Annotated in this window: 10 protein-coding genes and 1 riboswitch; of the genes, 5 read left to right on the top strand and 5 right to left on the bottom strand. The window is 71.5% G+C overall.

The window, feature by feature from the left end; translation table 11 throughout:
* Positions 1-21: 21 nt before the first annotated feature.
* The 3 genes from P0Y31_RS09160 to P0Y31_RS18590 form a co-directional block, all read right to left on the bottom strand.
* Positions 22-1,224 carry a hypothetical protein gene (locus tag P0Y31_RS09160; protein WP_275868507.1) on the bottom strand — a complete coding sequence of 401 codons (1,203 nt, stop codon included), beginning with the start codon at positions 1,222-1,224 and terminating at the stop codon, positions 22-24.
* On the bottom strand, positions 1,221-1,511 hold the full coding sequence (locus tag P0Y31_RS09165) for a hypothetical protein (RefSeq protein WP_275868508.1): 291 nt from the start codon (positions 1,509-1,511) through the stop codon (positions 1,221-1,223). Before P0Y31_RS09165 ends, P0Y31_RS09160 begins: the two co-directional genes overlap by 4 nt.
* A gap of 132 nt (positions 1,512-1,643) precedes the next feature.
* A complete protein-coding gene (locus tag P0Y31_RS18590) occupies positions 1,644-2,444 on the bottom strand; it encodes a DUF2249 domain-containing protein (RefSeq protein WP_345803624.1) in 801 nt (266 codons plus the stop codon).
* Between the two features lie 65 nt (positions 2,445-2,509).
* On the opposite strand from P0Y31_RS18590, the gene P0Y31_RS09180 reads away from it, so the two are divergent.
* The 4 genes from P0Y31_RS09180 to P0Y31_RS09195 are packed head-to-tail and all read left to right on the top strand — an operon-like array spanning position 2,510 to position 7,650.
* Entirely contained in the window at positions 2,510-3,262 is a 753-nt protein-coding gene (locus tag P0Y31_RS09180) for a helix-turn-helix domain-containing protein (protein ID WP_275868509.1), read from the top strand.
* Positions 3,259-4,395, top strand: a complete 1,137-nt coding sequence (locus P0Y31_RS09185) for a hypothetical protein (RefSeq protein ID WP_275868510.1) — start codon at positions 3,259-3,261, stop codon at positions 4,393-4,395. Before P0Y31_RS09180 ends, P0Y31_RS09185 begins: the two co-directional genes overlap by 4 nt.
* Positions 4,392-7,031 (top strand): multicopper oxidase domain-containing protein, encoded by a 2,640-nt coding sequence (locus P0Y31_RS09190; RefSeq protein ID WP_275868511.1) that lies wholly within the window; start codon positions 4,392-4,394, stop codon positions 7,029-7,031. Before P0Y31_RS09185 ends, P0Y31_RS09190 begins: the two co-directional genes overlap by 4 nt.
* Before the next feature lie 7 nt (positions 7,032-7,038).
* Complete coding sequence (locus P0Y31_RS09195) at positions 7,039-7,650, top strand: histidine phosphatase family protein (RefSeq protein WP_275868512.1); 612 nt, start codon at positions 7,039-7,041, stop codon at positions 7,648-7,650.
* A 133-nt stretch (positions 7,651-7,783) separates the two neighbouring features.
* Here the strand turns inward: P0Y31_RS09195 and P0Y31_RS09200 are convergent, their stop codons facing one another.
* Positions 7,784-9,106: a bifunctional o-acetylhomoserine/o-acetylserine sulfhydrylase gene (locus P0Y31_RS09200; RefSeq protein ID WP_275868513.1), complete on the bottom strand. Its 1,323-nt coding sequence runs from the start codon at positions 9,104-9,106 to the stop codon at positions 7,784-7,786.
* A gap of 168 nt (positions 9,107-9,274) precedes the next feature.
* A riboswitch (SAM riboswitch) is annotated at positions 9,275-9,389 on the bottom strand.
* A 1,342-nt stretch (positions 9,390-10,731) separates the two neighbouring features.
* On the opposite strand from P0Y31_RS09200, the gene P0Y31_RS09205 reads away from it, so the two are divergent.
* The gene (locus tag P0Y31_RS09205) at positions 10,732-11,250 is read left to right on the top strand and encodes a hypothetical protein (protein WP_275868514.1); all 519 of its coding nucleotides are present in this window, start codon (positions 10,732-10,734) and stop codon (positions 11,248-11,250) included.
* A 4-nt stretch (positions 11,251-11,254) separates the two neighbouring features.
* Here P0Y31_RS09205 and P0Y31_RS09210 read toward each other — a convergent pair whose 3' ends face one another.
* Positions 11,255-12,538 (bottom strand): alpha/beta hydrolase, encoded by a 1,284-nt coding sequence (locus P0Y31_RS09210; RefSeq protein ID WP_275868515.1) that lies wholly within the window; start codon positions 12,536-12,538, stop codon positions 11,255-11,257.
* Between the last annotated feature and the right edge of the window lie 21 nt (positions 12,539-12,559).

Genomic DNA, 12,559 nt, shown 5'->3' on the forward strand with positions numbered 1-12,559 from the left:
CCCGTCGAGGTCCGGCTCAGCTCAGGGAGCCTGCGCGGGACGGCGCTCCCGCACCAGCCAGCGCTCACGGGCCATCATCACCCGCTCGTAGGCGGCGTTGACCTTTTTCGCCCCGGTGTAGGTGGTGCTGCCCGCCTTCAGGCCCCACGCGGTCAACAGCATCGCGCGGGCGTCGGCACCGTTGCGGGTCGCCACTCCCCAGTCGCCCCGCAGGCCCTTGACCGTGCGGTCGACCCGTCCGCGCACCTCCCGTTTCACCCGGCCGCCCAGGGGCAGCGCCCCCGCCGCGGGGAGGGACCGCTGCGGCGGCCTCACCCGGGCCGGCCCGACGCGCCATGGGTCGTTGGCCGTCGCCTGCTCCTTGACGCCCGCGCGCAGCCGCTGGGAGGAGCTGGCGAACCCGCTCGGTCCGCGGTGGGCGGCACTCGGCAGGCCCCTGGCCAGGCCCGCGGTGCGCAGCGAGGCCGCACCGAACCCGAGCACGCCGAGGCCGAACTCCTCCACCATCGGACCCCAGTCGCCCTCGTCGAAGGCCACCTTGACCATGCCGTCGAGCAGCAGGCCCGCAGCCGCGGACGTCGCACCCACCGCTTTCGCCGCCGGCGCCCAGACCGGGACCAGCGCGACGTAGCCGGCGGACCGGGTCACGTCGTCGGCCAGCGCCCCGGCGCCCTTGATCGTGTCGTACTGGAGCGAGTCGGTGAGCGAGTCGTGGTCGAGGGCCGCCAGGGCCCGCCGGCAGCGACGGTCGGCCTGGTCGAAGCGTTCGCAGGCCACGCCGTAACGACCTTCCGCGTCGAGCACCTCGGCGGCACCCTCCACCATCAGCCGGTGCAGCCCGGGCACCTGGGCGAGGTCGGCCGGCGAGGCGCTGGTCTCCGCCCGGGCCAGCGCCTCGGCGTGGCGGTTACGACGCCAGGCACCCCGTTCCCGCAGGCTGATCGCGAGGTTGCACTCGAGCTGGGCTTCGCGGAACTCGGAGGCGAACGCGCGCAGGGCGGCCGCCGCGCCGGCATACCTCTGGGCCACCAGGTCGAGCACCCGCGGCAGGAGCGCCAGCTCGGCGGCGAAGGCGCGGCCGGCGGGGCTGTCCCAGGAGGTGTGGGTGCGCAGGGCCAGCAGCCGCTCGTGGGTGGAGGCGATGCGCTGGGCCTCGTCGCGCAGCGCGGCTGCGACTGCCTCGACCACGTCGGGGCTTCCGGGGATGGGGAGGTAGCCGCTCACCTTCGCAGGCCCTCGAACCCCTTGGTCACCGTGGCCTCGACCTCGGCGTAGCCGGCCCCCGCCGCCCGCGCCGCCAACGCGAGGGCGTCCAGCTGCCGCCCGAGCAGCAGCCGGTAGCGCTGCCAGTTGCCGAGCACCGCGAGCAGGGCGCCCGGCGTCTCTCCGGGGCCGAACGCCCACGGCTCGATGGTGCTCACGCGGTCGAGCGCCGCGAGGAAGGCCCTGACCTCGTCGAGCTCCTCGGCCAGCCGGACGAGGTCCTCGGCGCTCACCGCGATCTCAGGCATGCCGTCAGGCTAGGAGGGGCGCGAGTGAGCCCCTGGCGTTGTCCACAGCCCAGGGGGCGTGGGCGGTGCCGGGCGGCGTGGGCGGTGCCGGGCGGCGCGGGCGGGGGTGTGCCGGCGCCGCCCGGCACCTGGTCAGGCGCGCAGGAAGCGGAGCCGCCAGGTCTCGGGGCCGCGCTCGAGGTAGTCGATCGCGAAGGCCCCGGGCTCACGCTCCTCGACCTGCCTCAGCAGGGGCAGCGGGTCGTGCGGGGCGAGCAGCACCATGCCGGCGCCCGGGCCCAGCGCATCCAGGGCGCCGAAGATCGTCGCGTGTCGGATGGCGTGGGGCACGGCGCGCGCGTCGAGTTCGGGCAGGTCAGGGCCGTCGCTCTCACCGCAGGCACAGCCCCCGCCACATCCACCGACCTCCGGCTCGGCGGCGGCGTGGTCACCGCTGTGGTCGTGGCCCTCCCCATGGCCGCCGAGCAGCTCGTGCATGCCCGTCAGGGCGCCGGCGAGGGAGACCCCCGGTGACTGCGCCAGCAGGGGCAGGACCTGGTCGTCCTCCTTCGCGAGGTGGCTCTCGAAGGTGACGGACAGCGCCTTGGCCCAGGCTGCCGCCTCGACCTGGGTCGTCGCGCCCCCGAGCCGGGCGACGAGGTCCATGATGAGCGCGTGCTCGGCCAGCATGGCGTCGATGAGCAGCCGGGCGCGGCTGTCCTCGTGGGCCAGCGGGTACATCGCCTTCTCCTCGGCGAGCGCGTGGGGCACGAGGTCGCCCTCCGCCCAGCGAACGAGCTCGTCCCGGGCGGCGAGCGACGACCCGGTGTCGGGCGCAGAGGCAACCCGGCCGGCGAGCAGGGACAGGGTGCCCGCCATCTCTGCGTGGTGACCCTTGACGGCCTCGACGGCCGCAGCGTCCTGCTCGGTTGACGCGATGACGACGGTGTCCACGGTGACCCTCCTGCGTGGTGCCCGCCGGCTGGCGGAGCGACTACCTATTTAATACACTTCTTTCCGTGAATATTCCAACCAGCGTCGAGCAACGGCTGGCCACCCCCGGACTGGGCCCCCGCGCCGCCTCCGCCGCGGTGACGGCGGAGGGCGCCCCGAGCCGTGCCGCGGCCGCCGTGCACGACCTGCTCGTCGGCCACGGGGCACCCGTCACGGCTGCCGAGCTGGCGCGCAGGTCCGGCCAGCACCCCAACACCGTCCGCGAGCACCTCGACGCGCTGGTCGAGGCCGGTCTCGCGAGCCGCCAGCGTGCCAGCGCCACCGGTCGCGGGCGGCCGGCCTGGCTCTACGCAGGCACGTCGGCCGAGCAGCCCGTCGTGCGCGAGTACGCCGGCCTGGCAACGGCGCTCGCGATGCAGCTCGCCCGAACGAGCTCTCAGCCCCGCGAGGACGCGGTCGAAGCGGGACGGGTCTGGGGAGAGCAGCTCGCAGCGCAGCGGAAGACCCCCACCTCCCCCTCCGGCGCACGCCGGGAGGTGGTCGACCTGCTCGCCGGGCTCGGCTTCGACCCCCAGGCCGACCGCAACACGCAGACGGTGCGGCTGCGCCAGTGCCCGCTCATCGCGGCAGCGCGCCAGGAGCCAGCGGTGGTCTGCTCGGTGCACCTCGGCATCGTGCGCGGGGCGCTGGACACCTGGCACACGCGCAGCGACCGGACGAGCCTGGTGCCGTTCGCGGAGCCCGGGGCCTGCCTGCTCCACCTGACCGGCGCCACGACCCGCACCCCGGAGCAGCCGGCTGGCGGGTCCGGGCGATGACCTGGCGGCGCCTGCCGTTCCTGGTCCCGGCCGGGCTGGCCCTGCTGCTCGGGGTCGACGCCGGCCTGGCCCTCCTCGGTGTGCCGGTCGCCCCAGTCCCGGAGCGGCTGCCGGAGGTCCACGGGCCACTGCTGGTGCTGGGCTTCGTGGGGACCCTGGTGTCCCTCGAGCGGGCGGTGGCGCTGCGCCGCCGTCCCGGATTCGCAGCGCCGCTGCTGCTGGGGGGCGGCGCCCTGCTCCTGGTGGCCCCCGTGTCGCCACGGGTCGGCCAGGCGGTGCTGACAGCCGGCACCGCCGCCCTGGTCGCCGTCTACGTCGCCCTGTGGCGCCGCCAGCGCGATGACGCGGTGCTCGTGCAGGCGGTCGGCGCGGTGCTGGCCATCGGAGCCGCCGTGCTCTGGCTCGGTGGGGTCCCGGTGCCGCGCCTGCTGCCGTGGCTCGCCGGCTTCGTGGTGCTCACCATCGCGGGCGAGCGCCTGGAGCTCGCCCGCCTCGAGATGCTCGGATCGGGCGGCGCCGCAGCGCTGCTCGGCGCCAGCACCGCGGTGGCCGCGTCGGTCGTCGGGTCGCTGCTCTGGCCGGCGGCGGGCTTCACCTTGCTCGGGCTCTCGCTGCTCGCCCTGGTGGCATGGCTCGCTGCCCACGACGTCGCGCGTCGCACCGTGAGGGCGAACGGGCTCCCCCGGTTCATCGCCGTGTGCCTGCTGGCCGGCTACGGGTGGCTGGCCGTCGCCGGCGCCCTGTGGCTGGCTGCGGGGGCAGTGCTCGACGGCCCGGCCTACGACGCCGTGGTGCACGCCGTCTTTCTGGGGTTCACGCTCTCGATGATCATGGCCCACGCGCCGGTCATCCTCCCGGCCGTGCTGCGGGTCCGCCTGCCCTACCGGCCGGCGATGTACGCGCCGGTCCTGCTCCTGCACACCTCGCTCGTGGTGCGGACCCTGGTCGGCGACGCCCGAGGGCTCCGGACCGCCACCGAGGTCGGTGGGCTCCTCAACGCCGTGGCGGTGCTGCTCTTCCTCGGCACCCTCGTCTGGTCCGCGGTGCGACCCGCTCCCCGGCGGCGGTGGACCGCAGGTCCTGCCTCGTCGTCGACGGCGCCGCAGGCGGTCTCCGTCGGGGTGGTCCGGTGACCGCCGCGACGCCCGGCCCGGGCCGGCTGCGGTGGCACCTTGCCGCCAACGCCCCCGTGATCGTGTGGCTCCTCGCCCTGGTGGTGGTCGCCTTCGCCCACCAGCTCGTGCCTGCTGCCCGATGGCTCCTCGTCCACCTGCTGCTCCTCGGAGCGGTCACCAACGCGATCCTCGTGTGGAGCGCGCACTTCGCCCGGGCGCTGCTCAGGACCGCGTCCGGCTCGCGCCGCGGTGAGGTGGTCAGGCTGGCGGCGCTCAACGCGGGCGTCGCCTCCGTGGTGGCCGGGATCCTCACCGCCACCAGGGCGATGACCCTCGTGGGCGCGGTGGCCGTGGGCGTCGCCGTGGCTGCCCACGGCGTCGCGATCGCCCTGCAGGCCCGCGCTGCCCTGCCTTCCCGGTTCGGGGCGTCGGTCCGCTACTACGTCGCCGCCTCCGCCTGCCTGCCCGTCGGCGCAGCCCTCGGCACGGTGCTCTCCGGTCACCCGGCGGAGGCGCTGCACGGCCGGCTCGTGCTGGCCCACGTCGCGGCCAACGTGCTCGGCTGGGTCGGGCTCACGGTGCTCGGCACGCTGCTGACGCTGTGGCCCACGATCCTGCGCACGAGGATCTCACCTGGTGCTGAGCGGTGCTCGCGTCAGGCCCTGCCGCTGCTCGTCGCGGCACTGGTCCTGGTCGTGTGCAGTGCCCTGGCCGGCGCGCTGACCCTGACGGCCGTCGCCGTGGCCGCCTACCTCGCCGCCGCCCTGTGGTCGCTGCGGCCCGTGTTCGAGGCCGCCCGAGCGCGGCCACCCCGCTCGTATGCCGCGTGGTCGGTGCTCGCGGCGGTGGCCTGGCTCACCGTGGCGCTGGCGTGGCTCGCCGTCTCGCTCCTGCGGGCCCGGGACTGGTCGGCTGTCGACGAGGCGGTCAGCCAGGTCGCCGTGCCCCTGGCCGCCGGGTTCGCGGTGCAGGTGCTGCTCGGGGCGCTGAGCCACCTGCTCCCCGTGGTGCGCGGCGGTGGACCGTCGGTCGTCCGCGCCACGGGCGCGGCACTCGACCGCGGGGCCGCGCTGCGGGTGGTCGTCGCCAACCTCGGGCTGGTGCTGCTGCTCCTGCCCGCCCCGAGCCTGGTGCGGGTGTGCGTCTCCGTGCTCGTCCTGGCAGCGCACGCCTCGTTCCTGGTCCTGCTGCCCATGGCGCTTCGTGCCGGCAGGTCGGACGACGCGGCCCCGACGACACCGGCTCGACACGTGCCGGAGCCGCCGGAGCAGGTGCGCGCGCGTCACACCGGCCTTGCCGCGGTGGGGCTCTCGGCCGTCCTGCTCGCGGTCGCGGTGGGGGTGGCGGCCGACCCGGCAGCCCTGGGGACGGGCGCCTCGGCAGCGGCGGCCGCCGCAGCCACGGGCGAGACGACCACCGTGCGCGTCGAGGCGAGGTCGATGCGGTTCCACCCAGCCTCGGTCGTCGTGCCCGCGGGCAACCGGCTCGTCATCGAGGTGGTCAACCGCGGCAGCGACGTGCACGACCTCGCGCTCGAGTCCGGGGAGCGCAGTGGCCGGCTCTCCCCCGGCCAGTCGGGACGCGTGGAGGTCGCCGTGGTCGGGCGCGGCCTGGATGGCTGGTGCACCATCGCGGGTCATCGGCAGATGGGAATGGTGTTCTCCGTCAACGTGGTCGGCGCGACCGATGGGCACCTCGCCCAGCACGGGGGCGGCACCGAGCCAGCCGAGCACGGGGCGGCGCCGAGCCCGACGAGGACCGGTGGGGTGGCCGCGGTCCCCGACTTCATGGCCGAGCCGGGAGAAGGGTTCACCGCTCGTGACGCACGCCTGGCCCCGCCGCCGGCGGAGCGGGTTCACCGTGTCACACTCTCCGCCCAGCAGGTGGAGCGCGACGTGGCTGTCGGTGTCCGGCAGCGGCTGTGGACGTTCAACGGCACGGCACCGGGGCCGGTGCTGCGTGGCCGTGTGGGCGACCGCTTCGAGGTGACCCTGCGCAACGACGCGGGCACCGGGCACTCGATCGACTTCCACGCCGGTGCACTGGCCCCGGACCAGCCGATGCGCACCATCCTCCCCGGGACCTCGCTCACGTTCGCCTTCACGGCCGAGCGAGCCGGCATCTGGATGTACCACTGCAGCTCGATGCCCATGTCGCTGCACATCGCCAACGGGATGTTCGGCGCCGTGGTGATCGACCCACCCGCCCTGCCGCAGGTCGAGCGCGAGTACCTGATCGTGCAGTCCGAGCTGTACCTCGGTGACCAGGGCGAGACCGCCGACCCGGCCAAGGTCGCTGCCGAGAGACCGGATGCGGTGGTGTTCAACGGCTTTGCCAACCAGTACGACCACGACGAGCTCACGGCGCGGGTCGGCGAGCGGGTGCGCTTGTGGGTGTTCGACGCCGGGCCGAACCGCCCGAGCTCCTTCCACGTCGTGGGAGGCCAGTTCGACACCGTGTTCAGCGAGGGCGCCTACGCCCTGAGGCGTGGCCAACGGGGCAGCATCGGGGGTGCGCAGGCGCTCGCGCTGCAACCCGCACAGGGCGGGTTCGTCGAGCTCGAGGCCACCGAGGCGGGCCACTACCCGTTCGTCTCGCACATCATGGTGGACGCGGAGCGAGGCGCCCACGGCATACTGCGAGTCACGCGTTAGGAGAGACATGGCCGATCTGCAGTGCCCTGCCCGGATCATCCTGGCCCGCCACGGCGACGCCGCCACCCCGGACGGCGGTGGCCCGAGGTTGCTCACGCCGACGGGCGTCAACCAGTCCGAGCAGCTCGCGGAGCGGGTCTTCGAGATGCGCGTGGCCGCACTGTGGGCGAGCACCATGGAGCGGGCCCAGCAGACGGCCTCGGTCGTCAGCGAACGCCTGGGCCTGCCGGTCGTGTCCGACGACCGCCTGCGCGAGCTCATCAACGACGAGCGCTGGACGCCCCCGCTGTGCGACAAGGACGAGCCGGGCGACGTCTACGCGGCCTGGCTCGAGGGTGACCTCGACGGCACCATCTTCGGGGAGACGGGACACGACGTCATCGCCCGGCTGCGCGACGTGGTGGAGGAGGTCGCCGACCTGTTCCGCGGCGAGTCCGTCCTGCTGGTGTCGCACGGCGGCATCATCGAGCTCGGGCTGAGCCACCTGTGCCGCAACGTGACGGCCTCGTTCGTCGACCGCCACCCGCTCGGCAACGGTGAGGCCGTCGAGGTGGAGGTGGACTCGTCGGGCTGGGTGTGCACGAGCTGGGCCGGAAAGCCCCTGCCCCTCCTTCTCTAGCAAGGATTCTCGTCTCGTCCGGGTACTCGCGGCATGCCCGGGACAGACCCGTGGGGCTGGGTGGCGACGCGCGCTCGGTCCCAGCCCCACGGCATACCCCTGCTTGTCCCCCTGCTCGTCCCCTGATCCCCCGTCAGGCGTTCTTGGCGGCGGTGAAGCCCTGCTCGAGGTCGGCGATGATGTCGTCGATGTGCTCGATGCCCACGGCGAGGCGAACGAGGCCGGGCGTCACGCCGGCGGCGAGGCGGTCCTCGTCAGGTCCCTGTGAGTGGGTCGTGGACGCCGGGTGGATCGCCAGCGATCGGACGTCGCCGATGTTGGCCACGTGGCTGTGCAGCGTGAGGGCCTCGACGAAGCGCTTACCCGCCTCCAGGCCACCCTTGATCTCGAAGGCGAGCACGGCGCCGGCACCCTTGGGGGCGTAGGTCTTTGCCTTGGCGTAGCTCTCGTGCTCGGGCAGTGAGGCCCACACGACACGCTCGACCTGGTCGTTGGCCTGGAGGAACCTCGCGACCTGGTGCGTGTTCTCGAGGTGTCGGTCGAGGCGAAGGCTGAGCGTCTCGATGCCCTGCGCGATGAGGAAGGCGTTGAACGGGGAGATGGCCGCACCGAGGTCGCGCAGCAGCTGCACCCGTGCCTTGAGGATGAAGGCGAGGTTGGCCCCGAGCGCGCTGCCGACCCCGAGGTCCCGCGCGAACACCAGCCCGTGGTAGCTCTCCTCGGGGGTGTTGTAGTTGGGGAACTTCTCGGGATCCCTGCCGTAGTCGAAGGTGCCACCGTCGACGATGACCCCTGCGATCGAGGTGCCATGTCCCCCAAGGTATTTCGTAGCGGAGTGCACGACCACGTCGGCGCCCCACTCGAGCGGGCGGATGAGGTAGGGCGTGGCGATCGTGTTGTCGACGACGAGGGGGACGCCGTTGTCGTGGGCGACCTCGGCCACGGCCTGGATGTCGAGCACCTCGGACTTGGGGTTCGAGATGGTCTCGGCGAAGAACAGCTTGGTGTTGGGCCGCACCGCTGCCTTCCAGGACTCGACGTCGTTGGGGTCGTCGACGAAGGTCACCTGCAGCCCGAACTTCGGCAGCGTGTGCTTGAGCAGGTTGAAGGTGCCGCCGTAGAGGCTTGGGCTGGCGACGACGTGGTCGCCGGCTTCGGCGATGTTGAGGATCGCGAGGGTCTCGGCGGCCTGGCCCGAGGCCACGAGGAGCGCGCCGACACCGCCCTCGAGCGAGGCGATGCGCTGCTCCACCGCGTCCTGCGTCGGGTTCATGATGCGGGTGTAGATGTTGCCGAACTCCTTGAGCGCAAAGAGGTTCGCAGCGTGGTCGGTGTCCTTGAAGACGTAGGACGTGGTCTGGTAGATCGGCAGCGCGCGGGCGCCGGTGGCCGAGTCCGGCTCCTGGCCGACGTGGATCTGCCGGGTCTCGAAGGACCAGTTCGGGGTGTCGCTCATCAGTGGTGTCCTCTCACATCAAGTTCGGTATGCCGTGTGCACGAGTCGGGGCTTTGGGCCCGAGACGCCCGTCGGGCGTGCGGTCGTCGAACGTGCCGGAGCCCTTGGGGGCGTCACCGACGGCGGTGATGAGCACCGTCGGTGACGGTGCGGGACACGTGATGAGGTCTCCCGCGCTTGCGATCGACGTCACGCCGATCGCCAGGTCTTCACCCGGGGCACCCCACCGCGGTTGGAGGGTTGCCGGCCAGCGAGCCGGGGCTTGGCGCTGACACTCATGACCTGCCGTGATGATAGGCATAACTGTCTGAAGCGGTGCACGCCTGTCTCTCATGCCGGACGGCGGAATCCGGTGGCGCGAGGGCTCCAGGGGGCGCAGACTCCACGTGGGGACACCTCACAGGGGATGCAGAGGGGCCGGCCCCACAGCGGACCGGCCCCCTCTGCACTTGACGTCGGCTCGGACGTGACCCGAAGCCGCCCCCACTCGTTGGCCCAGGTGGGAGCGAGTCGGCGAGGACTCGGCTGTGGAAAGACCAAATGGTCCAAATGCGACAGATCCGTAGACTCGGCTCCACAGTGCTGTGAAGGGCAGTGCCTCCAAGGGTCGAGATGGGGAGAGTTTTGGCCGGATACGCGAGAGCCACAGTCTTCGGTGTTGGGGTTGCCGCGGCGCTTGCGCTGGCGGGTTGCAGTGACGGTGCCGGCGCGCAAACGGGGCCTGCCTCTTCGGGACCGTCGAGCAGCGCGACAACGAGCGCGACGGTGTCCAGCTCGGCCACGACGTCTCCGCCCTCGCCCACTGTCGCCGTCAGCATCCCCGCCGCCGCGCGTCAGCACACTGAGGAAGGCGCCAAAGCCTTCGCCGAGTTCTACACCCTTGAGATGGATCGGGCCACAGTGTCCGCTGATGCCACGCGACTCAAATCGCTTTCGCTCCCTAGTTGCACCGCGTGCAAGGGGGTAACTGATGTGGTCGAGGGATACCGGAGCCGCGGTGAACGCCAAGAGAAGCCATCAGTCGTCGTGGACTTGGTGCAGGTTCGTTCCTACTCGGAAACAGGCGCTTGGATAGAGGTGCTCGTAGAAGAGAAGGCTCACCGCGTCGTCAATAGGAGTGGGCAGGTGATCTCAACGTCTCAGGGCACACGCATCAACTTCCGACACAAGGTCACCTGGGTCAACGGAACATGGATGGTGGCTGATTCGGAGATCATCCAATGAGTCCCCGACCGCGGAGAAGGTTCCTAACCCTATTGGCTTGCGTGACTTTGGCACATGCAGTCTCGATCCCAGCGGCGTCTGGGGATCCTGCGCCGGTAGTGACGGACAAGTTCGTCGGAGCCTATGGCAAGCAGGGGAAGGTGAAGAGTAGCGCCCCGAAGGCCCCGGACGAGCCTGCGGTGGACTCCGCATCGAGTGGCAAGAGTGCCTTCAACTACAGGCTCACTCTCGCTTGCGGGTATGACCGCCTCACCGGGGTTGATGGCAGCGATGACGTCACGAACTGTCGGTACGCATTGATCGCCTGCCAGTACCGGAATCCGCCGTCCGATCAACCCCTCTACTATCTGTGGCGACAGTACGCCGACGACGCGGATGCCCCATGGCAGTTCGTTCGCGACATGTGCGGGACCGAGGCCGCCCCTGCCGCTGCTGCGCCCCCGCCCATCCCCACGATGGGGCAGATTCAAGAGGCGTTCCGGCGACTTCCCTTCTCCAAGCCCACGGTTCGCATCGAGCCCAAGGGCAACGTCACCCTGGTCAACCTCCCGACCTACTACGAGGCGACCTGGCCGAGTGACAGCGGCCTGCAACCCGGCGAGGTCAGCAAGCCCGTCCAGCTCCTGTCCTGGTCGGTGGAGTTCAAGATCGACTCACAGTCCTACAACTTCCACTACGGCGACGGCTCCTCCTCCGGCACCGTGAAGGAAGCTGGCGGCGGCTACCCCGACGGCAGCGTCAAGCACACCTACACCCAGCCGATCGAGGGCGCGCAGGTCCGCGTCGACTCACGACTGACCGGCCAGTTCCGCGTGAACGGCGGCGCCTGGATCGACATCGACACCGTCGCAGACCTGCAGAACGAGCCCGTCACCACGCTCGAGGTCCGTGAAGCCAAGGCGCGCCTGTACACCAGCTGAGGATTCAGGGGAGCGTAAGCGGTGCCCCGGTACGCAGGGCGATGACGACGTCGTGGATCGCTCGGGTGACGGCTGCGGCGTGGACTGGGTCCTCCACAAAGCCAGCGTGGGTCGCCCCTGGGACGACGCGATGGAGGCTGTTGGTGGACAGCGTGACTGTCTGGCTCTGGTCAGCCATCCACCCCTTGGAGTTCCCGCGTTCGGCCGTCAGGACGATCAATGGCTTCGCATCGAGGCTGCGCAGGCTTCCCGCCTCAGCCGCGGATCGACTTGCGACGCCGTACTCATCGAGGACTCCGGCCATTTCCTTCGCGGTGGCGGCGGTGGCACGGGCATCGTCCCGGTACTGCGGCGGTAGATCCGAGAAGCTTGTGTCGGCGAGAATCCGACCAATCCCGAGCCGAGAGGTCGTCGCGAACAACGAAGACGCGTGCTTCACAACGCTGTACGAACCCGGCTTGGGTTGGGACACGGGCTGGTCGTTGGAGGCGGTGGAGTCGACCAGGACGAGTCCGGCGACGTCGTCGGGATACTTCGCGGCATATGTCCGCGCGTACAGTCCGCCGAAGGAATGCCCGGCCAGCACGTAAGGACCCGGAACATGTGCGCGGGTCAGCAGCGCATGGAGATCTGTGGCGATCTGCGCACCATCGGGCGGACTCGCAGCAGGATCGCTCCAACCACGCCCCGCTCGGTCGTACACGCAGACCCGGCTGTCACGGGCCACCGCGGGAGCGATCAACCCCATCGACGCCGCCGAGCCGCCCGCACCGGGCTCGAGAATCACGCTCGGACCGCCAGAGCCAGTGCACTCCAGGTGAAGTCGGTACGGTCCCACGTCGACGAGCTGCCCGCGCATGGCCACCGCCGGTGCGGTGGACTGGCTGATCCTCTCGTACGCCCCGCCCAAGACGAGGAGCACCAGGACGACCAACACCGGGTTCAGCAGCCACACCCTGGCCCGGCTGTGCATGTCGCGCCTGGCGCGGGCCCATACCCAGACCACCACGACCAGGAGAGCGGGCGGCCAGACCCATCCCAGCGCGTCCACCACGGAGTCGGGGGCCACGAGCACCATCACCCCAGCCACCGCCATGAAGACTGCGGGCGCTACGGCCCAGCGTTGTGGCTGCTCGGTGAATCGAGTGGACAGCACCGCCAACAGCGCCCACCCGATCGCAAAGCCGAACAGCACCATCGCGGTGGAGAAGTCCACGTCCACCGCGCCGACGGGCAGGAACGGAAGGACGACCGCCGCTACGAAACCCGCAGCCAGCGACCCGACCACGACTCCACCCAGATGCCTGCG

The sequence above is a fragment of the Knoellia sp. 3-2P3 genome, assembly GCF_029223115.1.
Taxonomy (GTDB): Bacteria; Actinomycetota; Actinomycetes; order Actinomycetales; family Dermatophilaceae; genus Pedococcus_A.